We start from the raw sequence: 21,819 nt of genomic DNA, 5'->3' as shown, positions 1-21,819 counted from the left end.
GGCGCGGTGTCCGCCCCTAGACTTTTTGGGCGGGGGGAAGCAGCTCCATCACCGACTCGGCGGCGCGGCCGGCGGCCCCGTGCTCTCCGAGCCGCGTGCGGACCTCCTCCAATCCCTGGAGCATCTCCTCGCGTGGTGTGCCTGGCACCCACAAACGGCGGATTTCCCCGGCGATGCGCTCGGGGGTCATGTCGCCCTGGAGCAGCTCGGGCACCACCCTGCGGCCGGCGAGCAGGTTGACGAGTGCCACGTGCGCCACCTTCAGCATCATCCGGCCCACGAGGTAGGTGACGAGCGAGACGCGGTACACCACCACCATGGGCCGCTGCATCAGCCCGGCCTCCAGGGCCGCGGTGCCCGAGGCGACGATGGCCGCGTCACTGGCGCCCACCACCTCGGGGGCCCGGCCCTCCACCAGCACCGGTTGCACGCCACTGCCCTGGAAGCGGGAGAGGATCTCCTCGCGCGGGATGGTGGGGGCCACCGGCACGACGACCTGGAGCCCGGGACGCTCGGACACGAGCTGCTTCGCCGCGCCCACCATGCTGGGGAGGATGCGGCGGATTTCGCTCATGCGGCTGCCCGGCAGCAGGGCGAGGGTGGGCGTCTCCACGGGCAGGCCGAGCTTCTGGCGGAAGGAGGTGGCACTGGCGGGGGAGGGCACCTGCTCCACCACGGGGCTGCCCACGTAGCGGGCGGCGACACCGGCTTCCCGGTAGAAGTCCTCCTCGAAGGGGAGGATGCAGAGCATCCGGTCCACCCGCTTCGCGATCGTCTTCACCCGGCCGCGGCGCCAGGCCCAGATCATCGGCGAGACGTAGTAGGCCACGGGGATGCCGAGCTTCTTGAGGCGGGCGGCGAGCCGGAGGTTGAAGTCGGGGATGTCCACGAGGATGGCGCAGACGGGGCGGCGCTCGGCGGCGGCGCGGGCCAGTCCGCCCATCACCTGGAGGATGCGCGGAATCTTGGGCAGCACCTCGGTGATGCCCATGACGTTGACCTCGTGGGCGCCGTAGAGCAGCTCCACGCCCTGGGCGGCCAGACGCGAGCCTCCCATGCCGAAGAAGGTGAGGTCCGGACGGCGGGCCTTGAGGGCGGCGACGAGCTCGGAGGCGTGGGCGTCACCGGACGCCTCGCCGGCCACGACGAGAATCTGGGGGGCGGTGGACATGAGAAGCGGCGCGCATCCTAACCGAAGCGCCGCTCAAGGCCACGTCAGCAGAAGGCCCACACCACTCGGGGCGGGCACCAGCCGCGCCGTGAGCTGCGAGTTCAGGTGCCAGTTGAGGCCCCACAGCACCGCGTCGAAGAGCAGCAGGAATCCGCCCTGCAGCAGCAGGCTCTTGCCCCACCCGCGCAATTGCGCCGAGTCCGTGCGCAGCCCTCGCTCCAGCAGGAAGCCCCCGAAGGCGATGTAGCCCACGTCCAGGCCCGCGTTGAGCAGGAGGAGCTTCTCCATCTTCTGCCCCTCGGCGAGGCTGCGCGCCAGGTCCCAGCTCTCCGGCGTGGCGGTGAGCTGCCCGTATAGACCGAAGCCCCCGATGGCCAGGTTCACCACGTTCCAGGCCGCGTTGGCCTGCCAGAAGGCCTTTCGCTCACCCTCGGTGGTGAAGTGCCCCACGGTCCCCGTCCCGATGTTCAGTACCGCCCAGCCCAGCAGAACGCCCATGGCCGCCCGGTTCAGCTTCACCGCCTCCGTGTTGTGCGTGGCCAGGAAGGCCTCGGGGGTGGCCTCCGCCGCCTGGGCCGCGAAGGACGTACAGAGCAGCAACAGGAGGGTCAGGCTCGTGCGCGAGGCGGATGGGGATGGCATGGGCGGCTCCGGATTCGAGGGCCTCGCTCGGATGCTCCAGTCACCCAGAAGTCGCACGGGATCGCGCCGGAGTAGACGGCACACCCCCGGACGCAGCAGGCTTTCGGTATGGCTCCACCCACCGAACCGATCATCCGGACCCTGCTCCCCGCGGAGGCCGCGGCCTTCTGGTCCCTCCGGCTCCGGGCGCTGCGGGAGCACCCTGACTGCTTCGCCTCCTCCCCCGAGGAAGAGGAGAACGTCCCCCTCGACGTGGTGCGGGCCCGGCTCGACAGCCAGTCTCCCTCGACGAACCTCGTGCTCGGTGCCTTCGTGGACGACAAGCTGGTGGGGATGACGGGCCTGCGGCGCGACTCCTTCCGCAAGGCGGCGCACAAGGCCCGCATCTGGGGCATGTACGTCGCGCCCGAGCACCAGTCGCGAGGCATCGGCAGGCGTCTGCTCGAGGCGGCGATCGACGCCGGCAGGAAGATGGGCGGAGTCGAACAGCTCCACCTCGAGGTGATGGTGGACAACGGTCCGGCCCGTGCCCTGTACCGCGCCCTGGGTTTCCAGCCCTACGGCGTGGAGAAGCGCGCGTTGCGCATCGGTGACGCGTACGTCGACGAGGAGTTGATGTTCCTCATGCTCTAGCGGGAATCCCTGACACAGTCCTGAAGTTTTGCTTGTCGCCGCTTCATGATTTCGTGACATGTGCATGGAAACCTCGCCCGGCTGTACCCGATGAAGGCCCACCTGTAGGGTGGGCACCCGAGCGTCAACCATGGGGGACGACACATGAACCACGAGGTCCAGGTGGACGTACCGCGGTTCGCCCGGGAGCACTGGGAGCGTGACTTCGCGCGGCGGATCTCCCTGGCGACTCCAGCCGATACCGCGCGGGGCGTGTTCTGCATCGGCCTGTTGAAGGCGATGGAGGACCTGGGGGGCGCGGAGGCGGCGCGGCAGTGTCTCCAGGCCAGCGGCGAGACGGCCTTCGTGGAGCTCTTCAGCTACCCCATCGCCAGCTATCTCCGGATGGTCTCCACCGCGGTGCAATTGCTGGCGGCGAAGTACGGGAACATCGAGGAATCGCTGCGGCGGATCGGCCGGAGGGCGGCGGCGGACTTCAGGGCGTCCTCGGCGGGCAGGGCCATGGGGGTCATGCACGAGGGAGATGCACGGCGCCTGCTGGACTGCCTCCCCGCGGTGTACCGGATCGCCTTGAGCTTCGGCATGTACGAGCTGTCGTGGGTGGAGCCCGCGCATGCCCGTTTCACGGTGGAGCGCACCTTCATCCCCTATCCGTTCCACGAGGGCGTGCTGCTGGAGCTGCTCGAGAAGACGAAGGTGCTCCGGCTGAAGGTGCGGGGCCGCCAGACGTCCGCGCTCGACAGCGAGTACGACATCTGCTGGGGATGAGGCTCACAGCAGCATCGCCAGCAGCACCTGGGCGAGGATGATCTTGGCCACCGTGGCCAGCGGGTAGACGGTGGTGTAGCCCACGTTGGGCAGGTCGTTCTTCGTCTGCTCCAGTGCGAAGCCGAGCACCGCGGGCTGGGTCTGGAGGCCGCCCAGCAGGCCCGTGAGCACGCTCATGGGGATGCCGAGCACCTTGTGGCCGAGCACCAGCGTGGCCATCGAGACGGTGAAGGTGATGAGGCCACCCGCGATGAGCAGCGAGAGCCCTCCGCCCTGGGTCAGCGTGGAGAAGAAGGCATGGCCGGAGCGGGTGCCTACCCCTGCGAGGAACATCACCAGGCCGATCTGCCGCAGGGTGAGGTTGGCGCTGTAGGGCAGGCCCCAGACGAAGCGGCCGGTGCGTCCCAGCCAGCCGAGCACCAGCGCCACCACCAGGGGGCCGCCGGCGAAGCCCAGCTTCAGGTCCACACCGCCGGGCAGGGGAATGGGCACCGCGCCCAGCAGCAGCCCCAGGGCGAGCCCCAGGCTGAAGCTGAGGATGTCGATCTCACTGATGGCCCGGTACGAATCGCCGAGGAAGCGGCTGACCTCGTCGAGCCTGTCCCGCCGGGTGAGCACGCGGAGCCGATCGCCCGGCTCGAGCACGGTGTTCTCCTGGGCGAGCATGTCCACGTCGCCGCGCCGCAGCCGGGTGGCCACCGCGCCGAAGCGTCCGGGGAGATCCAGCTCGGCCAGCCGCCGCCCGACCACCTCCGGGTTGGAGACGAAGACGCGCCGGTAGTCGAGGACGCTCCGGTCATGCGCCAGCGGCTCCTGGCTCACCTCGCCGAGCCCCGCGGTGACCTCATCCAATTCCTGCATGGGGCCTACCACCGTGACCAGGTCCCCCGGCTGTAGCCGGGTGGAGAGGTCGGCGATGCTCAGGTGGCCGCCCCGCTGGTGCCGGCCGAAGACCACGTCCCAGCCCAGGCGCTGCATGATCACGCCCAGGGGCTCCTCGGGCGCGCGGAGCACCTTCACCACCCGCGCCTCGAGCGGCTGGTTGGCGGAGCCGGGCTCCCGCGTGCGCTCGGCCTCGGCGCGGTAGTCCACCTTCCACAGCCGCTGCGTGAGGCCGATGGCCAGCAGCACGCCGATGACGCCCAGGGGATAGGAGATGGAATAGCCCACCACCGGATCCGCCAGGGCCTGCGTGTCGTGGGGAGCGCGCAGCTTGAGGAACTCGAGCTCGGCGGCGAGCGCGGGCGTGTTCGTCAGCGAGCCCGCGAACAGGCCTCCCGCGAGCGTGGGCCTCAACCCCAGCAGTCGTTGTGCCAACAGCGTGAGTCCGAGCCCCAGGGCCAGCATGCCCAGCACGAGTACGTTGGACTTCAGTCCACGGGGCCCGAAGGAGCGGAAGAAGGACGGGCCGCTGCTCAGGCCGATGGTGTAGACGAAGAGCACCAGACCGAGCAGGTAGATGATCTCCGGCAGCTTGAGGTCGGGGTGCAGCGCGCCGATGCCGATGCCGACGAACAGCACCGCGGCGACACCGAGCGAGCTGCCCGCCACCCGCACGCGTCCCAGCGGGTAGCCGATACCGACCACGACGAACAGCAGCAGGAGCGGGTTGTGGAGGAGGAGTTCGATCATGGGTCGCGGGGACCGTAGCCGGGTATCGCGTCCAGTGGGAGCACCATGCAGACGCGGCTCGCGGCGGGGAGTCCCGCGCGGGTCTCCTGCTCGCGGATGGCGCGCAGCCCGGGGCCCACGTCCTCGTCCCGCATGATGCGGAAGCCCCAGCGCTCGTAGTTGGGCGCGTTCCACGGCACGTCCCGGAAGGTGGTGAGCAGCACCGCCGGATGGCCCCGCTCGAGCGCCTGGCGCTTCACCACCTCGAAGAGGGCCCGGCCCAGTCCCTGGCGCGCGTGGGCCGGGTGCACGTCGATCTCCCCGATGAACATCGCGCCATCCACCTCCTTGCACAGGACGAAGGCCGCGAGGCTCCCCTGGTCCGTGGCGGCCACCCAGACGCCTCCGTGCCGTTGGTACTCCTGGAGCTGCTCGAGCGTCTGTGCGGGCAACGAGGCGGCGAAGGGATGGACGGATTGGAGGAACTGCTGCGCGGCGAGGTTCTCGATGTCCGGCAGCGCGGGCAGCTCCTCGGGGCGGGCCCGCCGCAGGGTGTAGCCGCGCCAGGGGGTGGTCTCTGTCTCCATGTCTCGCTCCCGACTTTCCCAGGGTGGGGCTGTCCCCGCACCGTTTTCAAGGCTTCCGGACTCCTGCACAGGGACGGTGGGCGAGGTGCTCTCCCTGAACTCTTTCACTCCGGGAGCGTCCGGCTTCTCCCTGGGCAACCGGGTAAGCGGTTTCCGTGAGGCGGAGGAAGGGGGCCGCGAGCGAGGGAGCGAGGATACCCCTGATGCGAGCGGGCCGAATGTGTACACTCGGCGGCCCTTGAAGACGCTTCTTCTGGCCGAGAGCCATCCGCCCACTCTGGAGCACCTGACCGGGTTGCTGTCTCAAGCAGGGTACACCGTGCGAGCGGTGAGTGACCCCGGCTCGGCGATGGAGCACTTCGTCGCCGACAACCCGGACATGGTCGTGGTGTCCGTGGACCTGCCGCGCCTGGAGGGCGCGCACGTGGGTCACCTCATCCGCAACCACAGCCAGGGCGCGCGAGTGCCCATCGTGGCCATCGACAAGGGGCACCTGGGCCGGGCGCGCGGGGTGGCCTCGGTGCTGGACCTGAAGGTGAACGCCTACGTGGCGGACCCGCTCAAGCCCGGCGAGCTGGTGGGCAAGCTCCAGTCGCTGGCGACCGTGGCCGCGACCTCCGGGGCGCCCCTCAAGGGCGTGCGGGCGCTGCTCTCGCGTCCGGCGGTGGTCAGCGGTGACCTCAAGGGCTTTCCGCTGCCCGCCCTGCTGGTGTCACTGCACCGGATGCAGCGCGATGGCGTGCTGGTGGTGGCGTACAGGGATCTCACGCGGCGGGTGTTCTTCGCCCGGGGCGGCGCGGTGAACTACGACTCCAGCGCGCGCCAGGACGCCCTGCCCAACTACCTGCTGCAGCGCCAGGTGGTGACGGAGGCGCAGGCGGAGCGGGTGGTGCAGGCGCTGGGCTCGGGGCTGCGCATTGGCGCGGCGTTGGCGGAGGCGGGGGTGGAGGCGGCGGGCGAGGACCTGCTGCAACTGCTGCGCGACTACACGACGGACCGGCTGGCCCAGGTCATCGGCATGCGCGAGGGCCGCTACGCCTTCTATCCCGGCGACGAGTACCAGGCCGAGGTGGCCACGGTGGAGACGCCGGCGCTGGCGCCGATCCTCGATGGGGCGCGGCGCGCCATTCCGCTCAAGGTGATGGCCGCACCGCTGCGCGCGCACCAGGCGGAGTACCCGGTGCGCACGCCCGAGTTCGGCAAGGACCTGGCCGAGCTGGGGCTGAACACGGACGATCTGAAGATCGCCATGCAGGTGAACGGGCGCATCGCGCTGAGGGAGCTGCTGGCGCACGGGCGGGGAGATCTGCGGCGTGGGTACTCGCTGCTGTGGTTCCTCAAGCTGGCGGGCTGCGTGAGCTTCTCTTCCACGCCAGTGGCGACGGGCCCCGGCGAGGTGGTGGCGGTGCCGGAGTCCATCGCCCCGCGCAAGCGCAAGCCGCTGCCTCCGGAGACGGAGACGAACCTGCGGGACGGCGCGGTGAAGATCATCACCGGCAGCTACTTCCGTTGCCTGGGGCTGGACATCGCCGCTGACACCGAGGCGGTGGAGCGCGCCTACCACGAGCTCGCCACGCACTTCCATCCGGACAGCTACGCCGAGTTCGACACCTCGGAGATGAAGGACCTGCTGGAGTCGGTGCAGGAGAAGCTGTCGGCGGCGTACCGGGTGTTGTCGGTGGAGGAGAAGCGCAAGGCGTACCTGCAGTACCTGATGTCGCGCATGGACGTGGGGCGCTCCACCACGGTGAACGTGGACGCGGAGATCATCCTGCGGCGCGGGGAGGCGGCGCTGAAGCGCAAGCAGTTCCGCTCGGCGCTCATCCACTTCGAGGAGGTGGTGACGCTCAACCCGCAGGAGCCCGAGTACTACTCGTACCTGGCGTGGGCCACGTTCCTGGCCGGCACGGGGCCGAAGGAGGACCGGGCCAAGGCGGCGCAGAAGGTGTTGCGCAAGGCGCTCTCGCTCAACCCGTACCTGGAGCGGGCGCTCATCATCTCGGCCATCATCGACAGCGAGATGGACGACGCGTCCGGGGCCCGCAAGAAGCTGTTGAAGGTGCTCGAGCTCAATCCCAACGCGAACCTCGCCAAGGCCGCGCTGCGCAAGGTGGGCCGGTGATTCCGTGATGTGGACGTCGCTGAGGCGGTTGCTGGGGTACGCCCGGCCGCACGTGGGGGTGCTGGTGGCGGCCTTCGCGTGCATGGCGCTGCTGGGGCTGGCCACGGGCGCGTACGCGTACCTGATGGGCCCGGCGCTGCGTTTCCTGCTGTCGGGAGGCGAGGAGGGCTTTGGTGGCGCGCAGCCGGTGCCCTGGCTGTCGAGCCTGTCTCGCGAGGCCGTGCTCTGGGGCTTCCCGGTGGTGGTGCTGACGGTGGGGGTGGTGAAGGGCGTGGGGTACCTCGGGCAGTTCTATTTCATGGGCCTCTTCGCCCAGAAGGTGGTGGCGGACCTGCGGCGGGAGTTGTTCGTCCGGCTCACCTCGCTGTCGCCCGCGCAGCTGGCGCGCGAGCGGATGGGAGATCTGCTCAGCCGCTTCTCCGCGGACGTGCAGTCGGTGGAGCTGGCGGCCATGTACACCGTGGGCTCGTACCTGCGGGACTCGCTGCAGATCGTGGTGCTGGCGGGCGTGGCGCTGTCCATCAGCCCGATGCTGGGCGGGTTGATGCTGGGCGTGCTGCCGCTGGCGGCGCTGCCGGCCTCGAAGCTGACGCGCAAGGCGCTGAAGGGCACGCGCGAGGGCCAGGTGCAGCTGGGTCACCTCGCGGGGCAGTTGCAGGAGGGACTGGGCGGCATGCGCACCATCCAGGCCTTCAACGGGCAGGCGGCGGAACTGGCGCGCTTCTCGGAGCACGCGCGGGCGCACGAGGAGGCATTGGTGCGGGCCGCGTGGGCGCGAGGCGGAGTGCCCGGGGTGATGGAGGTGCTGGCGGCCGCGGCGTTGGCGGGAGCGCTGGCCTACGCGGCGGCCACGCACGCGATGGAGCCCGAGTCGTTGCTGTCGTTCCTCACCGCGGTGGTGTTGGTGTACCAGCCGGTGAAGGACCTGGGCCGGGTGACGCAGTTCGCGATGCAGGCGGGCGCGGCGGGCGAGCGGCTCTTCTCGCTGTTGGATCTGCGCCATCCGGTGGAGGACGTGCCAGGGGCGCAGGAGGCCCCGGCGCTGAAGAAGGGCATCCAGGTGGAGGGCGTGCGCTTCTCCTATGGAGAGCGGCGGGCGCTGGACGGGCTGACGCTGGAGCTGCCGGTGGGCAGGGTGGTGGCGTTGGTGGGTCCGAGTGGCGGAGGGAAGAGCACGCTCACCAACCTGCTGCTGCGCTTCGAGCGGCCCCAGGAGGGCCACCTGTATTTCGACGGGGTGGACGTGGACGGCTACACGGCGGCGAGCGTGCGGGCGAAGTTCGCGCTGGTGACGCAGGAGCCGTTGCTCTTCTCGGGCAGCGTGCTGGACAACCTGCGGTACGCGAGGCCGGACGCCACGCGCGAGGAGGTGGAGGCGGCGGCGCGGGTGGCGAACGCGGACGGCTTCATCCGGGAGCTTCCCGAGGGCTACGAGACGCGAGTGGGCGAGCGCGGGGTGAAGCTGAGCGGAGGCCAGCGGCAGCGGCTGTGCATCGCGCGGGCGGTGTTGTCGAGGGCGCCGGTGCTGGTGCTGGACGAGGCGACGAGCAGCCTGGATCCGGAGAGTGAGCGCGAGGTGCAGGCGGCGCTGGCGGCGGTGCTGCCGGGGCGGACGGCGCTGGTGATCGCCCATCGCCTGTCGACGGTGGTGGACGCGGACATCATCTGCGTGGTGGAGGCGGGGCGGGTGGTGGAGCGGGGCAGCCACGCGGAGCTGTTGAAGGCGGGAGGCCGCTACGCGGCGTTGTGGGCGCTGCAGACGGCGGCGCCGGAGCGGGGAGCGGCGTGAAGCCCGCGGTATTGGTGGGCAAGCTGCTCCGGGCGCTGCTGGGGCTGGTGCTGCTGGTGCTGGGCGTGGCGGGGTTCTTCACCCTGGCGGCCTCGTACGCGGAGTACCCGGTGGTGGCGTCCCAGACGGAGGGGCCGGGTTGGGTGCGAGGGGCCTTCCACGTGCACACGGTTCGCTCGGACGGGCGGGGCACGGTGGAGGAAGTGGCCGCCGCGGCGAAGGCCGCGGGCCTGCACTTCGTGGTGCTCACGGACCACAACGACGTGGCCCCGCGGGAGCCCGCCTTCGTGGACGGGGTGTTGATGGTGCCGGGCGTGGAGCTGTCCACGGCACATGGGCACCTCGTGGCGTTCGGCCTGCGGCGCCCGCTGGAGGGCTTCCAGAAGTGGCTGGACGGAGGGGAAGCCGAGGCGGCGGTGGAGAAGGCGGGTGGGGTGAGCGTGCTCGCGCACCCGGTGCAGAAGCGCAACCCGTGGAGCCACGAGGAGGCGGCGCGGCGGGCGGATGGCTTCGAGCTCTACTCGGCGGACACGTTCTTCCGGGATGCGGTGCGCAATCCGTTCAGCCGGTTGCTGCCAGCGGTGGGGGCCTCGTTCGGCAACCCGGTGCACGGGGTGATGCTCCTGGTCGAGCCGGGCCCCGAGCCGATGGAGAAGCTGCTGGCACTCGAGCGGGAGAAGCCGCGGGTTGCGCTGTGCGCGCACGACGCGCACGGGTTGCCGAGGTACGAGGACGTCTTCCGGGCGTTGGCGATGTACCTGCCGGACGTGCGGAAGCTCCCCGAGGACGCGCGGGCCGCGGCGGACCTGGTGGTGAAGGGCCTGGCGAGTGGCGGTGCGCTCTGCGCCTTCCGTGCGTTGGGGGAGCCCGAGGGCTTCACGCTGGAGGGCCTGAGAACGGAGAGCCGCGAGGCCCACGTGGGGGACGTGCTGACGGTGCGCCTGCCACCGGGAGCCGGTGAGCGGGTGCGAGTCGAGGTCCGAGGGGCGGGGAGGTTGAGACCGGATGGAAGGTCGGTGGAGCTGGTGGAGGAGGGGGCGGTGCAGGTGGAAGCGTGGGTGGAGGCACCGGGACGCTTCTTCGGAAGACAGTGGCGCCCCTGGATATCGCCGAGCCCGGTGAAGGTCCTGCCAGCAATCTGGACTCCCTGACCGGAGCGACAGAAGTGACACAGTGCCCAACCTCCCCTCTCCCCCCCGGGAGAGGGACGGGGTGAGGGTGCCCGTCCCCGTCCTCCCCACCGTGACCCCACAAAGTGAAACGGCCGCCCCCGCGAGAGCGAGAGCGGCCGCCGTGTCACTGTGCGCTCAACTCAGTTGTAGTCGGCGGTCAGCGAGAGGTTCTCGTAGCCACCCTTCGCTCCGAAGACCTTGATGTAGTAGTTGCCGGGGCGAGCGTTGTTGAGGTTGCAGTTCTCGGAGTTGTGCTCCTTCACCTCGCGGCAGTCGTACTCGAAGTGGCTGGGCGCCGAGCCGTGCTGCACGTAGAGGTCCGCGTTGCCCGAGCCGCCGAAGATGCGGATGTGGATGTTGCGGTTGCCGTTGGCGGGAGCGGGGACCTCGAGCTTGTACACCTGCTCGGAGCCGGCCACGCCAGAGAGGCCGTTGAGCTGGATGCCCTTCGTGATGGGGATGTAGCCACCCTTCCAGGTGACCTTCAGCGTCACGCCGGAGTAGGCGCTGAAGCCGTTGAGCATGGCGTACCAGGTGCCCTGGGCCGGAGCGGCGAAGAGGCAGCTCTCCGCGTTGCCGGACTTGTAGGGACGGCAGTCGTACTGGGTGGTGGTCGGCGCGTTGGCGAAGCGCACGTACAGGTCCGCGTCACCCGTGCCACCGGCGATGCTGACTTCCAGATCGGTCGCACCCTCGGGCACCTGGAAGCTGTAGTACGTCTTGGCGCCGCGGGCACCGGAGATGTCGGAGATCGGCGTGTTCTTCTCGACCGGGATGCTGACCGGAGGCGGCACGGGCACGCCCACGCCCACGGCCTTCCAGGCGTTGGACACGGAGGCGATGGTGGCCGCGTCGTAGCCCAGCTGCTGGGCGGCCTGCTCGGTGGCGATCTTGGCCTGCTCGAACGTGGTGCTCGGCGTCATCAGGTCCGCGTTGGCCTTGTAGAAGATGCGCGAGGCCTTCTCGATGCCGATGCCGGCCACGGCCTGGGTCGTCTTCCCCTTCGGGTGCGTGCCACCCTCGCTCAGCAGGTAGAAGGCCAGGTTGGAGATACCGGAGCTGTAGTGCACGTCCACGCCCGAGGCGTAGTCCGGGTAGTAGTCCAGCGAGTCGCCGTCCTGGGAGGGGTTGGCCATGTAGCGGAGGGCGTCGCCCGGGGTGGCCGGCGTCCACACGTCGTCGCCGATGAGCCAGGTGCGCGCGCTGACGACCTTGCCGTCGCCGTACCACTCGCACACGGCGCCGAAGATGTCGGACATGGACTCGTTGAGGCCGCCGGACTCACCCGAGTAGATGAGGTCCGACTCGTTGTCCGTCACGGCGTGGGTCAGCTCGTGGGCGGTCACGTCCAGCGAGTTGGCCAGGTTGGAGGCGGTGACGTTGTCGCCGTCGCCGTACACCATCTGGGTGCCGTCCCAGAAGGCGTTCACGTACTTGACGCGGTGGTGCACGGTGCTGATGAGCGTGGCGCCCGCGTTGTTGATGGAGTCACGGCCGTACAGGCTCTGGTAGCAGTTGTAGACGGTGCCCAGGTGATCGTAGTTGGTGTTGACGACCGCGTCGGCCACGGCCGCCTCGCCCTCGGAGCGGGCCAGGGTGCCGGGCAGGGTGGACAGCGTCTTGCCGTCGTACAGCTTGCGGTTGAGGCCGGTGTGCACGTGCGGGATGCGCAGCAGCACGGAGCCGTCGGCGGCGTTCACCAGCACCGAGTCGTCCACCGGGGTACCGTCGGCCTGCTCACCGGTCTGGCGGACTTCGTAGACCAGCGCGAGCTTGTCGCCGTTGCGGAAGTAGAAGAGCTCCGGCGAGCCGACGAAGCGGGCGGCCTGGGGGGCCTCGCGGTCCTGCTCGGCGGCGGACAGGGCCGCCTCGGGGGCAACGGTGGCCTTCGCCGGGCCCACCAGGTCACCGCGCACGTTGGTGTTGGCCGCGATGATCTTCCCGCCGCGCGCGTGCAGGCGCAGCTCGCCGCCGTAGATGGCCCGGCCGTTGTGGCTCACCGCATAGCGGAAGTGGGTGTCACCCTGTGCATCCGTGTAGGAGCGCTTGAGGGTCAGGTTGCCCGCGTCCAGCTTGAACTGGGGCGCGATGGTGGCGAGCACCGGGCTCAGGTCCGCGGTGAGGCCGGCCTCGGGCAGGGTGCCCAGGTCACCGGTGATGAAACGGGCCACGCCGTCCTTGTCCGCGTCCACCACGTTGTTGCCGAGCGCGGACGCCAACGTCCGGACCGCCTCGGGCTTGTTGTTCTCAGCCGTGCTGCCTTCGGTGCAGGCGCCCATCATCAACGACAGGGCCGCCACTCCCATTACTCCACGGATGCGATTCGCCACTGTGCTGCCTCCTGATCCCTGTGCCTCAAGGATGGAAAGCACTGTGCACGAGGGGTCCGACACTTTCAAGGATTACTGATAAGTTCTGTTTATCCTGTTTTAACACATTCCGAGAAAGATTGTGGTTTGAAGGTTTTGGAGGGAGGAGCGGGAAGGGGGATGTGTGCTGTCGGGAGGGGCGGCATCTGGTAGAGGGGCGAGGCCCGGGTGCCATGCGACTGCTCTACGTCCTCGCCAGTTATGTGCTGTTCGCCGTGCTGTTCCCGGTGTTGTCGCTGCACCGCAAGACGCGGCACGGGCTGCGGCAGCGGCTGGGCTTCTACGCGGAGGGCGAGCTGCCCGCGCGGGGGCCGGGGCCGACCATCTGGATGCACGGGGCGAGCGCGGGGGATCTGTTGGCGCTCTCGCCGATGTTCGGACCGTTGAGGGCGCGCTTTCCGGGGTGCCGCATCGTGCTCTCCACGATGACGAACTCGGGCTACATGATGGGGCGCGAGCGTCTGGCGAAGCAGGTGGACGGGGTGGTGTACGCGCCGTACGACCTGTGGGGCGCGACGCGGCGGGCGGTGAAGGAGATTGGCCCGGACCTGCTGGTGCTCGAGTACACGGAGATCTGGCCGAACCTCATCCGCGCGGCGAGCCGGGCGGGAGGGAAGGTGGTGTTGACGAATGGGCGGTTCTCTCCGGCGCAGCAGGGGAAGTACCGGCTGTTCTTCGGGCTGATCGGCAATCCCTTGAAGGACATGGAGCTGTTCCTGATGAGGGGGGAGGACGAGGCGGAGCGGGTATTGGGGTTGGGGGCGCCGGGCGAGCGGGTGTTCGTGACGGGGAACACGAAGTTCGACGCGTTGGCGGTGGCGGATCAGGGGCAGGAGGACGAGGCGCTGCGGAGCGCGCTGGGGTTGAAGGTGGGGGAGCGGGTGTGGATCGCCGGGAGCACGCACGAGGGCGAGGAGGAGCACCTTCTGGGGGTGTACCGGCGGTTGTTGGAGGCGCACCCGGACCTGAGGCTGGTGATCGCGCCGAGGTACATCGAGCGAGCGGGGCGGATCGTGGGGTTGGTGAAGGAGGCGGGGCTGAGGGTGGGGTTGCGCTCGAAGGGGAACGAGGAGGGAGGGCAGGTGGTGGTGCTGGACACGATTGGAGAGTTGTCGAGGGCGTACCGGCTGGCGACGTTGGTGTTCGTGGGCGGTTCGTTCACGACGAGGGGAGGGCAGAACATCCTGGAGCCGGCGGGGCAGGGGAAGCCGGTGTTGTTCGGTCCGCACATGGAGAACTTCCGGGACAGCGTGCAGGTGTTGGTGGGGAGGGGAGGCATCCAGGTGAAGGATGGGGAGCAGCTGTACCGGGTGATGACGGAGCTGTTGGCGAAGCCGGAGACGGTGGGTTCGCTGGGGGAGCTGGCGAGGGCGACGGTGAGACAGATTTCGGGAGCGAGCCAGCGCAACGTGGAGCACATGGCGAGCGCCCTGGCGAAGAGCGTGTCCAATTCCCCCACTCCCCCCACTGCGCCCAATCACCCCTCGCCCTTCGGGAGAGGGACGGGGTGAGGGTGCCCGTCACCGTGTTGGCCCCCGGAGCAGCGTCCCTGTCCCCCCACTCGAGCGAAGAGCGAGATCAGCGATGAGAATCCTGCACCTGCTCGCGAGTCCCTTCTGGAGTGGCCCGGCGGAGAACGTGGCGTTGCTGGCATTGTCGCAGCGCGAAGCGGGGCACGAGGTCACGGTGGCGGTGGATCGCCGGCGGACGGAGGTGACCTCGGAGGAGCCGGGAGCGCCGAGGTTCGAGGCCTTGGGTCTGTTGGACGAGGGAGGGCTGGAGCTCTCGGTGAAGTCGCCGCCGTGGAATGTATGGGGAGACACGAGGCGGCTGAGGCGGATGCGAGTGGACGTGGTGCACGCGCACTTCACGCACGATCACCTGGTGGCGCGTTGGGGAAGGCCGGGGGGCGCGGTGTTGATCCGCTCGGTGCATGCGCCGAGGTCGCTGCGGGCCTCGCTGCCGGCGGCGGACGCGTACACGGTGCCCTCGTCATCGCTCATCACGAAGCTGGTGGGGAGGAGTGTGAGGGTGCTGCCGCCGCTGGTGGATCCACTGTTCCGTCCGGCGGAGGACCGGGAGGAGCTCCGGAGGGAGCTGGGACTGAAGGGGGAGCCGTTGGTGGGAATGGTGTCGACGTTCCAGGCCTCGAGGAGACATGAGCTGGCGGTGGAGGCCTTCGCGAGGTTGCGCCAGAAGAAGGCGGGAGCGCGGCTGGTGTTGGTGGGGGATGGAGGGTTGGTGGAGCCGGTGCGCGAGCAGGTGCGGAGGCTGGGGTTGGAGGAGGGGGTGACGTTCGCGGGGTACCAGAAGGGCGAGGCGTTCGTGCGCTGGCTGAGGGCGCTGGACGAGGTCTGGGTGTTGGGATTGGGGAACGACTGGAGCGCGAGGGCGGCAGCGCAGGCGAGGGCGTGTGGAGTCCGGGTGGTGGCGGTGGACGAGGGGAACCTGCCGTCGCTGGCGGACGTGCTGGTGGAGGAGTTGACGCCGGAAGCGGTGGTGGCGGCGTCGGAGTCGGGTGCGAGGGCGTTGGTGGAGCATCCGAGCAACGCGAGCATCGCCGCGGACGTGCTGGCGCTCTACGAGCAGGCGAGGGCGAAGCGGTGAGCGCGGGCGCCCCAAAATCACAAGCGCCGACGGCCATCGAGCGGGTCTTCTACCCGGAGAAGCCGGAGCCGTGGAGCCGGAGGGCGGCGTTGGCACCGCTGGAGGTACTGGCGTGGGGCTACGGCGCGGGGGTGAGGCTGAGGGGAGCGCTCTATGACGCGGGGGTGCTGCGAGGCGAGCGGGTGGAGGGGCTGCGGGTGGTCTCGGTGGGCAACCTGAACGTGGGAGGGACGGGGAAGACGCCGGCGGTGCTGTACCTGGCGGAGTTGCTGGTGCGGGAGGGGAGGAAGGTGGGCATCCTGACGCGAGGGTATGGGAGGAGCTCGAAGGAGCCGTTGAGCTTCACGGGAGCGGGGCCGTTGCCCTCGGTGGAGGAGGCCGGGGACGAGCCGTTGTTGCTGGCGCGCCGGTGTCCGGAGGCGAGGGTGCTGGTGGGGGCGGATCGGCGGACGCTGGCGCGTCGGGCGAGGGACGAGTTCGGGCTGGAGGTGGTGCTGCTCGACGACGGCTTCCAACACCGGAAGCTGGCGAGGGACGAGGACGTGGTGGTGGTGGACGAAGCGGTGGGTTTCGGCAATGGCCGGATGTTGCCGCGAGGCCCACTGCGCGAGCCGCTCACGGGACTGCGTCGGGCGACGCTCTTCTGGGTGCGAGCCGCGGCGGTGCCCGGGCCGGAGCTACCCCCTCTCTTGGCGCCATGCGTGAGGACGCGTTACCGGCCCACGGCGTGGGTGGATCCGGCGGGAGGGCTGCACCCGGTGGAGGCGCTGTCGGGACAGCCGGTGTTGGCACTGGCGGGACTTGCCCGGCCGGGGGGGTTCCTGAGGACGCTGGGGGAGTTGGGGGCGGACGTTCGGGGCACGGCCTTCTTTCCGGACCACCATCGCTTCAGCGAGCGGGAGCTCGACGAGGTGAGCAGCCGGGCGGCGGGCCTGGGCGCGCGGGTGGTGACGACGGAGAAGGATCGGGTGCGGCTGCCTGGAGGCTTCGAGACGTGGACGGTGAGGCTTGGGGTGGAGGTGCTCGAGGGCGAGTCGCACCTCCGGCGGGCGCTCGGGCTCGGGTAGGAAAAGGTCGGCTTGTGGAAGGGAAGTTGCTGTGGGACAACGCGCCGCCATGGCTGCCGTGTTGCCCGCCCGAGTGACTGCTTCCCCCCTGGCCCAGTATGCGTTGGCCTTCGCGCGCCGGAGGGTGGTGTTGGTGGGGGACCTGGTCGCGGACCACTACATCTACGGCCAGACGGACCGGGTGAGCCGGGAGGCGCCGGTGCTGATCGTGCGCCACGAATCCTCGGAGGTGAAGCTGGGAGGCGGGGCGAACGTGGCGGCGAACGTGCGTTCGCTGTCGGGCCGGGTGACGGCGGTGGGGTTGCTGGGCGCGGACGAGATGGGAAAGGCACTGCGGAAGCTGTTCGCCGAAGCGGGGATCGAGCTGAGCGCGGTGAGTGCGAAGGGCGTGGAGACGGAGACGAAGACGCGCATCCTGGCGGGAGGGGTGAACACGACGCGGCAGCAGATGTTGAGGCTGGATCGAGGGCAGCGGGGAGCGTTGCCGCCGAAGCTGAGACGCGCGTTGGTGAAGAGGGTGGAGGAGGCGGCGAAGGACGCGGACGCGGTGGTGGTGTCGGACTATGGAGCGGGGGTGGTGGGGGAGGAGATGAGGGAGGCGTTGCGCAGGCTGGCGGCGGAAGGGCTGCCGGTGTGCGTGGACAGCCGCTACAGCCTGTCGGCGTTCACGGGGGTGACGGTGTGCAAGCCCAACGAGCCGGAGCTGCACTCGCTGGTGGGGCGGCCGTTGAGGACGGAGGCGGAGCTGCTGGAGGCGGGGCACGAGGTGGTGAAGCGGCTGAAGTGCCAGGCGCTATTGGTGACGAGGGGCCGGCACGGGATGGCGCTCTTCGATGCGAAGGGCGGGCTGGACGTGATTCCGGTGCATGGGGCGAAGGAGGCGGTGGACGTGACGGGAGCGGGGGACACGGTGATCGCGGCCTTTTCGCTCGGGCTGGCGGCGGGAGGGAGCTTTGGGGACGCGGCGAGACTGGCGAACGTGGCGGGAGCGTTGGCGGTGCAGAAGCCGGGGACGGCGACGGTGGCGCGGGACGAGCTGTTGGGCGAGCTGAGGAGTGCGCGGTGAGGACGTTGGACAAGGTGCAGCGGTTGGCGGAGGTGGTGGAGCAGCGTGAGCGCTGGAGGGCGGAGGGGAAGACGGTGGCGTTGGCCAACGGGGTGTTCGATCTGATCCACGTTGGGCACGTGCGCTATCTGGAGGGGGCGAAGGAGTTGGCGGACTGCCTGGTGGTGGCGGTGAATTCGGACGCCTCGACGAGGGCGTACAAGGGGCCGGGCCGGCCGCACATTCCCGAGGGGGAGAGGGCGGAGCTGGTGGCGGCGCTGGCGTGTACGGATCGGGTGATGGTGTTCGACGAGCCGAACGTGAGGAACATCATCCGGGCGTTGAAGCCGGACGTGCACGTGAAGGGGACGGACTACACGCCGGACACGATTCCCGAGGGTGACGAGGTGAGGGCCTACGGAGGACGGGTGGCGGTGGCGGGGGATCCAAAGAATCACAGCACGACGGAGCTCGCGCAGCGGCTGCAGGCGGAGCGAGGGACGAAGTAGGGGAGGGGAGGAATGAATCTCCCGGACTGGCTGCTCGCGACACTGGCGTGCCCGCGCTGCAAGGGCCCCCTTTCCCCTCTCCCCCCGGGAGAGGGACGGGGTGAGGGTATCCGTCCCCCGGGTTCCCCTCCCGGGAGCACCACTCCGGCCGAGCTGTGCTGCGCCACCTGTGCCCGCGCGTACCCCATCCGTGACGGAGTTCCGGTGTTACTCCCCGAGGAATCTCGCCCACTGAGCTCAGGAAGCTGAGGTCCGTACCGGGACCCCTGAGGCGAAGGCGCTCACCTCTTCGAAGACACGAGCGGGCAGATCTCCCCCGGAGTCGACGACGGGGGTGAGGTCGACCATGCGATGCGGAGGGAGAGGATGGCCCCAGCGGGCCATGTCCATGCGGAAGAAGAGCCCGAGAGTAGGGGATCCGACGGCGACGGACAGGTGCATGGGGCCGGTGTTGTTGCAGACCGTGAGTCCAGCGGAGCGCATGAGGGCCGCGAGCTCGTCGATGTTGGTAGGAGGGGCGAGCTGTGAGCCTGGGGCGGAGGCGACGACGGAGCGGGCGAGCTCCTCCTCACCGGGGCCCCAGGTGACGATGGGAGTGCGCCCGGAGGCGATCAAGGCCCGGGCCGCGGCTGCGAAGGCCTCGGGAGGAATGCGTCTCCAGCCGAGCCTCCCCCCGGGGTTGACCACGGCGCGGGGCGAACTGGAGCCAGCGTCGAGCCATGAGCGGAACGAGTCACTGACCTGGGGCGGCCGGAAGGACATCCCCTGATGGGGAACGCCGGGCATGAGGGGGGAGAGCAGGTGCACGCGTTGGAGCACCTCGCGGGACGTATCTTCCCGAGCGGGGACGGAGAGCGAGTGGAGATACCGGACGGGCCACTGATGGGGGCCGATGACGATGGCGCGAGGCCCCACGAGCCGGGAGATGAGGGCGGAGGTAACGGAGGGGGTGGACCAGTTGGAGCAGTCGACGACGACGTCATAGTGCTCGTGCCGGAGGGCGCGGATGCCGGGGGCGAGGGCGCCGAGCCAGAGGAGACGCCGGTCGAAGGGGATGATGCGGTCCGCCTCGGGGTGGCCGGCGAGGACGCGGGCGACCTTCGAGTGGACGAGGACATGGACCTCCGGGGGCTGGGGGGCCGCCTTGAGGGTGGAGAGGAGGGGGGTGGTGAGGAGGGCCTCCCCCACCCGGTTGTCGAGCCGGACGAGGAGGACGCGCCGGGGGGAGGGGAGGGGGGTTCCGGGCTTCCGCCGCCGGCCGGGACGCCAGAGGAGGGCGGAAGCCACCAGAGCGAGTGCCAGCTTCGCCCACAACTCGAGCCGCTTGTGCCAGACCATCGGGGGGCGGACCATAGCAGAGAGGATTCGCGCAGGTGGCTTGACCTGTTGGCCGGAAGCGCCTAGCAAGCCGCGAATGCTGAAGAGCATGACTGGATTCGGAGCGGGGCGCGCGCGGGTGCGCGACGAGGAGTTTTCCGTCGAGCTGCGCTCGCTCAACCACAAGTTCTGCGAGGTGAAGGCGCGGGTGCCGCGGGAGTTGGCGGCGCTGGAGGCGGCGCTGGTGAAGCAGGTGAAGGACCGGCTCGCGCGCGGCTCGGTGGAGGTCTTCATCAAGAGGCAGACGGTGACGGCGGCCGGGACGGTGCCGGTGGTGGACGTGGGGCTGGTGCGGGAGTACTCGCGGGCCTACCGCCAGGTGGCCGAGGCGCTCGGGATGATGGCCGAGGTGTCCTGGACGCATGTGGCCAACCAGCCGGGGGTGATGAAGCTGGAGGAGCGGGGGATGGACGTGGAGGCGGCCACGCAGGCGGTGCAGGAGGCGCTGGCCCAGGCCTTGGGCGCGCTGGAGCAGATGCGCCAGGTGGAGGGCGAGGCCATCCGTGCGGATCTGGATGCCCGGCTCGGGCTCATCGAGCGGTGGAGCCAGGAAGTGGCCCAGATGGCGCCCAGGTCGGTGGAGGAGTACCGGCAGCGGCTGGCCGAGCGCGTGGCCGAGCTGGCGCGAGGCATCTCCGTGGACGAGCAGCGGCTCGCCCAGGAGGTGGCCATTTTCGCCGAGCGGACGGACATCGCCGAGGAGATGACGCGGCTGGCGAGCCACCTCGAGCAGTTCCGTCATCTCATGGCGGGAAGCGAGCCGTCGGGCCGCCGCATGGACTTCCTCGTGCAGGAGATGCACCGCGAGGTGAACACCACGGGCTCGAAGAGCCAGCACGCGGAGATCTCCTCGCGCGTGGTGTCGATGAAGGCAGAAGTCGAGCGAATCCGCGAACAGGTTCAGAACGTCGAATGAACGAGTCCATTCCACTCCAGCCCGGTCTCCTGCTCGTCCTCTCCGCGCCCTCGGGAACGGGGAAGACCACTCTGGCGCGCCGCCTGCTCGCCGAGTTGCCGGACGCCATCTTCTCGGTCAGCGTGACCACCCGGAAGCCTCGAGGACGGGAGCAGGACGGAGTGGACTACCACTTCGTGGATGTCGCTGCCTTCCAGGAGCGGATCGAGCGGGGCGAGTTCGTCGAGTGGGCCGAGGTCTACGGGCACTTCTACGGCAGCTCCCAGGCGGTGGTGGACGAGGCGCGGGCCCGGAAGGGTGTGGCCATCTTCGATATCGACGTTCAGGGCGGGCTGGCGATCAAGCGCAAGCATCCCGACACGGTGCTCGTCTTCGTGGTTCCTCCCGCGATGGATGAGCTCGAGCGGCGGCTGCGCGATCGTGGGACGGATGCGGAGGAAACCATCCGTCGCCGGATGCTGGCTGCTCGCTCGGAGATCGAGCGGGGAGTCGCCGCATACGACTACATCATCGTGAATGACGACTTCGAGCGGGCCTATAGGGACCTGCACGCGGTGGTCATCGCCGAGCGCAGCCGGCGGGGGCGGGTGGATCTCTCGAAACTGAAGTTGGAGAAACCCACGCCCTGAGGGAATGACGCCAGCTCGAAGGCGGGTTGCGCTCCCTACGCCCCCATGCTTCGGAGCGGCCGGGCTGGAAGGCGCCACGTCTCCGGGACCGGGAGTCCGAGTTGGGCACACGGATGGGCGCAGGCGAAAGAACTTGCGCCGCCTGATCGGTTGGTGGATAAGCCGCTTCACCTCACGGCGCGGTGTCACCCAGGTGACACTACAGCGAAGCGGGGCTGCTCTTTTGATCACCAAATAAGACCGTAGGTCGGCATCGCCGCACCAGATGATGGTTGCAGCGACTGGCCAGACGGGACAGGTCGATGAAGTTGACAGGTCCTGAAGGCGGTCATAGATACGGGGAACTCGGCCAGTGCCGCTGAAAAAGCGGAGGGCGAGCGGAATCGACTGATTGAAGTGAGCGGTTGACTCCACCCAAGGCGAGGCGATAGAAGCCGCGCCCCCTCGGACGGAAAGGCGACGTCGCACTGGCGATGGAGGCTCCGGCCGAAGCAGTGAAAGACGAAATACGAAGTCGGCGAGCGAAGTTGACTCCCAACGCGGTGGTGGTAGAAGCCGCCTCTCCTCGAAACGGCGAAAGCTGAAGCGAGGGAAGAAAAGAGTCGACGAAGCGAGTTGACACGAGACGCGGAAACGAAGTAGGTTCCGCGCCCCTCGGCAGGAGGCAGCGAGGCGCCACGGCGCCGGGTTGAATCCAGACGAGGCGAAGCAGCGAAACGGAGCGGCAACGGTCGCTTGACAGTAGAGCTGCTTCGAAATAAAGAATGCGGCCCCCGAGGTTGAACGGGGTGCAGCCGAGAAGTAG

Annotated in this window: 19 protein-coding genes; 13 read left to right on the top strand and 6 right to left on the bottom strand. The window is 69.4% G+C overall.

Annotated features, from left to right (window positions below):
* Positions 1–16: 16 nt before the first annotated feature.
* Together lpxB and Q664_RS41710 are read right to left on the bottom strand one after the other, a co-directional pair.
* Entirely contained in the window at positions 17–1,171 is a 1,155-nt protein-coding gene (lpxB, locus tag Q664_RS41715) for a lipid-A-disaccharide synthase (RefSeq protein WP_043409612.1), read from the bottom strand.
* 33 nt (positions 1,172–1,204) lie between these two features.
* Entirely contained in the window at positions 1,205–1,813 is a 609-nt protein-coding gene (locus tag Q664_RS41710; RefSeq protein ID WP_043409608.1) for a DUF6992 family protein, read from the bottom strand.
* A 108-nt stretch (positions 1,814–1,921) separates the two neighbouring features.
* Here Q664_RS41710 and Q664_RS41705 point away from each other — a divergent pair, with 108 nt between their 5' ends.
* On the top strand, positions 1,922–2,446 hold the full coding sequence (locus Q664_RS41705) for a GNAT family N-acetyltransferase (RefSeq protein WP_043409607.1): 525 nt from the start codon (positions 1,922–1,924) through the stop codon (positions 2,444–2,446).
* A 144-nt stretch (positions 2,447–2,590) separates the two neighbouring features.
* The gene (locus tag Q664_RS41700) at positions 2,591–3,214 is read left to right on the top strand and encodes a TIGR02265 family protein (protein WP_052519336.1); all 624 of its coding nucleotides are present in this window, start codon (positions 2,591–2,593) and stop codon (positions 3,212–3,214) included.
* 3 nt (positions 3,215–3,217) lie between these two features.
* On the opposite strand, the gene Q664_RS41695 is transcribed toward Q664_RS41700, so the two are convergent.
* Together Q664_RS41695 and Q664_RS41690 are read right to left on the bottom strand one after the other, a co-directional pair.
* A complete protein-coding gene (locus tag Q664_RS41695; protein WP_043409605.1) occupies positions 3,218–4,846 on the bottom strand; it encodes an aspartate:alanine exchanger family transporter in 1,629 nt (542 codons plus the stop codon).
* A complete protein-coding gene (locus tag Q664_RS41690; protein ID WP_052519335.1) occupies positions 4,843–5,412 on the bottom strand; it encodes a GNAT family N-acetyltransferase in 570 nt (189 codons plus the stop codon). The genes Q664_RS41695 and Q664_RS41690 overlap by 4 nt, the downstream gene beginning before the upstream one ends.
* Positions 5,413–5,650: 238 nt before the next feature.
* Between Q664_RS41690 and Q664_RS41685 the strand changes: the two genes are divergently transcribed.
* The 3 genes from Q664_RS41685 to Q664_RS41675 are packed head-to-tail and all read left to right on the top strand — an operon-like array spanning position 5,651 to position 10,474.
* Positions 5,651–7,534: a DUF4388 domain-containing protein gene (locus tag Q664_RS41685; protein ID WP_043409755.1), complete on the top strand. Its 1,884-nt coding sequence runs from the start codon at positions 5,651–5,653 to the stop codon at positions 7,532–7,534.
* Positions 7,535–7,541: 7 nt separating this feature from the next.
* Entirely contained in the window at positions 7,542–9,323 is a 1,782-nt protein-coding gene (locus tag Q664_RS41680) for an ABC transporter ATP-binding protein (RefSeq protein ID WP_043409602.1), read from the top strand.
* Positions 9,320–10,474 (top strand): PHP domain-containing protein, encoded by a 1,155-nt coding sequence (locus Q664_RS41675; RefSeq protein ID WP_043409753.1) that lies wholly within the window; start codon positions 9,320–9,322, stop codon positions 10,472–10,474. The genes Q664_RS41680 and Q664_RS41675 overlap by 4 nt, the downstream gene beginning before the upstream one ends.
* Before the next feature lie 161 nt (positions 10,475–10,635).
* Here Q664_RS41675 and Q664_RS41670 read toward each other — a convergent pair whose 3' ends face one another.
* Positions 10,636–12,801 carry a M4 family metallopeptidase gene (locus Q664_RS41670; RefSeq protein WP_043409601.1) on the bottom strand — a complete coding sequence of 722 codons (2,166 nt, stop codon included), beginning with the start codon at positions 12,799–12,801 and terminating at the stop codon, positions 10,636–10,638.
* A 236-nt stretch (positions 12,802–13,037) separates the two neighbouring features.
* On the opposite strand from Q664_RS41670, the gene Q664_RS41665 reads away from it, so the two are divergent.
* From Q664_RS41665 to Q664_RS63080, 6 genes are all read left to right on the top strand, one after another.
* Positions 13,038–14,375, top strand: coding sequence for a 3-deoxy-D-manno-octulosonic acid transferase (locus Q664_RS41665; RefSeq protein WP_084610797.1), 1,338 nt, complete (start codon positions 13,038–13,040; stop codon positions 14,373–14,375).
* 73 nt (positions 14,376–14,448) lie between these two features.
* Entirely contained in the window at positions 14,449–15,471 is a 1,023-nt protein-coding gene (locus Q664_RS41660; RefSeq protein WP_043409598.1) for a glycosyltransferase, read from the top strand.
* Positions 15,468–16,538, top strand: a complete 1,071-nt coding sequence (gene lpxK / locus Q664_RS41655; RefSeq protein ID WP_043409596.1) for a tetraacyldisaccharide 4'-kinase — start codon at positions 15,468–15,470, stop codon at positions 16,536–16,538. Before Q664_RS41660 ends, lpxK begins: the two co-directional genes overlap by 4 nt.
* A 49-nt stretch (positions 16,539–16,587) precedes the next feature.
* Entirely contained in the window at positions 16,588–17,604 is a 1,017-nt protein-coding gene (locus Q664_RS41650; RefSeq protein ID WP_043409594.1) for a bifunctional heptose 7-phosphate kinase/heptose 1-phosphate adenyltransferase, read from the top strand.
* On the top strand, positions 17,601–18,092 hold the full coding sequence (locus Q664_RS41645; protein WP_043409592.1) for an adenylyltransferase/cytidyltransferase family protein: 492 nt from the start codon (positions 17,601–17,603) through the stop codon (positions 18,090–18,092). Before Q664_RS41650 ends, Q664_RS41645 begins: the two co-directional genes overlap by 4 nt.
* A 12-nt stretch (positions 18,093–18,104) precedes the next feature.
* Positions 18,105–18,341 (top strand): Trm112 family protein, encoded by a 237-nt coding sequence (locus Q664_RS63080; RefSeq protein WP_075207665.1) that lies wholly within the window; start codon positions 18,105–18,107, stop codon positions 18,339–18,341.
* Here the strand turns inward: Q664_RS63080 and Q664_RS41640 are convergent.
* Positions 18,330–19,430 carry a glycosyltransferase family 9 protein gene (locus Q664_RS41640; protein WP_043409747.1) on the bottom strand — a complete coding sequence of 367 codons (1,101 nt, stop codon included), beginning with the start codon at positions 19,428–19,430 and terminating at the stop codon, positions 18,330–18,332. The genes Q664_RS63080 and Q664_RS41640 overlap by 12 nt on opposite strands.
* Before the next feature lie 76 nt (positions 19,431–19,506).
* Here Q664_RS41640 and Q664_RS41635 point away from each other — a divergent pair, with 76 nt between their 5' ends.
* Together Q664_RS41635 and gmk are read left to right on the top strand one after the other, a co-directional pair.
* Positions 19,507–20,385 (top strand): YicC/YloC family endoribonuclease, encoded by an 879-nt coding sequence (locus tag Q664_RS41635; RefSeq protein ID WP_043409590.1) that lies wholly within the window; start codon positions 19,507–19,509, stop codon positions 20,383–20,385.
* Positions 20,382–21,014: a guanylate kinase gene (gene gmk, locus Q664_RS41630; protein ID WP_043409586.1), complete on the top strand. Its 633-nt coding sequence runs from the start codon at positions 20,382–20,384 to the stop codon at positions 21,012–21,014. Before Q664_RS41635 ends, gmk begins: the two co-directional genes overlap by 4 nt.
* The last annotated feature ends 805 nt before the right edge of the window (positions 21,015–21,819 follow it).

The organism is Archangium violaceum Cb vi76 (assembly GCF_000733295.1).
Lineage (GTDB): Bacteria > Myxococcota > Myxococcia > Myxococcales > Myxococcaceae > Archangium > Archangium violaceum.
This window is presented reverse-complemented; position numbering and strand designations above follow the sequence as displayed.

Coding starts and splice junctions, on each gene's coding strand:
- lpxB (WP_043409612.1), bottom strand. CDS start 1,171: ATGTCCACCGCCCCCCAGATTCTCGTCGTGGCCGGCGAGGCGTCCGGT.
- Q664_RS41710 (WP_043409608.1), bottom strand. CDS start 1,813: ATGCCATCCCCATCCGCCTCGCGCACGAGCCTGACCCTCCTGTTGCTG.
- Q664_RS41705 (WP_043409607.1), top strand. CDS start 1,922: ATGGCTCCACCCACCGAACCGATCATCCGGACCCTGCTCCCCGCGGAG.
- Q664_RS41700 (WP_052519336.1), top strand. CDS start 2,591: ATGAACCACGAGGTCCAGGTGGACGTACCGCGGTTCGCCCGGGAGCAC.
- Q664_RS41695 (WP_043409605.1), bottom strand. CDS start 4,846: ATGATCGAACTCCTCCTCCACAACCCGCTCCTGCTGCTGTTCGTCGTG.
- Q664_RS41690 (WP_052519335.1), bottom strand. CDS start 5,412: ATGGAGACAGAGACCACCCCCTGGCGCGGCTACACCCTGCGGCGGGCC.
- Q664_RS41680 (WP_043409602.1), top strand. CDS start 7,542: ATGTGGACGTCGCTGAGGCGGTTGCTGGGGTACGCCCGGCCGCACGTG.
- Q664_RS41670 (WP_043409601.1), bottom strand. CDS start 12,801: ATGGGAGTGGCGGCCCTGTCGTTGATGATGGGCGCCTGCACCGAAGGC.
- Q664_RS41665 (WP_084610797.1), top strand. CDS start 13,038: ATGCGACTGCTCTACGTCCTCGCCAGTTATGTGCTGTTCGCCGTGCTG.
- Q664_RS41660 (WP_043409598.1), top strand. CDS start 14,449: ATGAGAATCCTGCACCTGCTCGCGAGTCCCTTCTGGAGTGGCCCGGCG.
- Q664_RS41650 (WP_043409594.1), top strand. CDS start 16,588: ATGGCTGCCGTGTTGCCCGCCCGAGTGACTGCTTCCCCCCTGGCCCAG.
- Q664_RS63080 (WP_075207665.1), top strand. CDS start 18,105: ATGAATCTCCCGGACTGGCTGCTCGCGACACTGGCGTGCCCGCGCTGC.
- Q664_RS41640 (WP_043409747.1), bottom strand. CDS start 19,430: ATGGTCTGGCACAAGCGGCTCGAGTTGTGGGCGAAGCTGGCACTCGCT.
- Q664_RS41635 (WP_043409590.1), top strand. CDS start 19,507: ATGCTGAAGAGCATGACTGGATTCGGAGCGGGGCGCGCGCGGGTGCGC.
- gmk (WP_043409586.1), top strand. CDS start 20,382: ATGAACGAGTCCATTCCACTCCAGCCCGGTCTCCTGCTCGTCCTCTCC.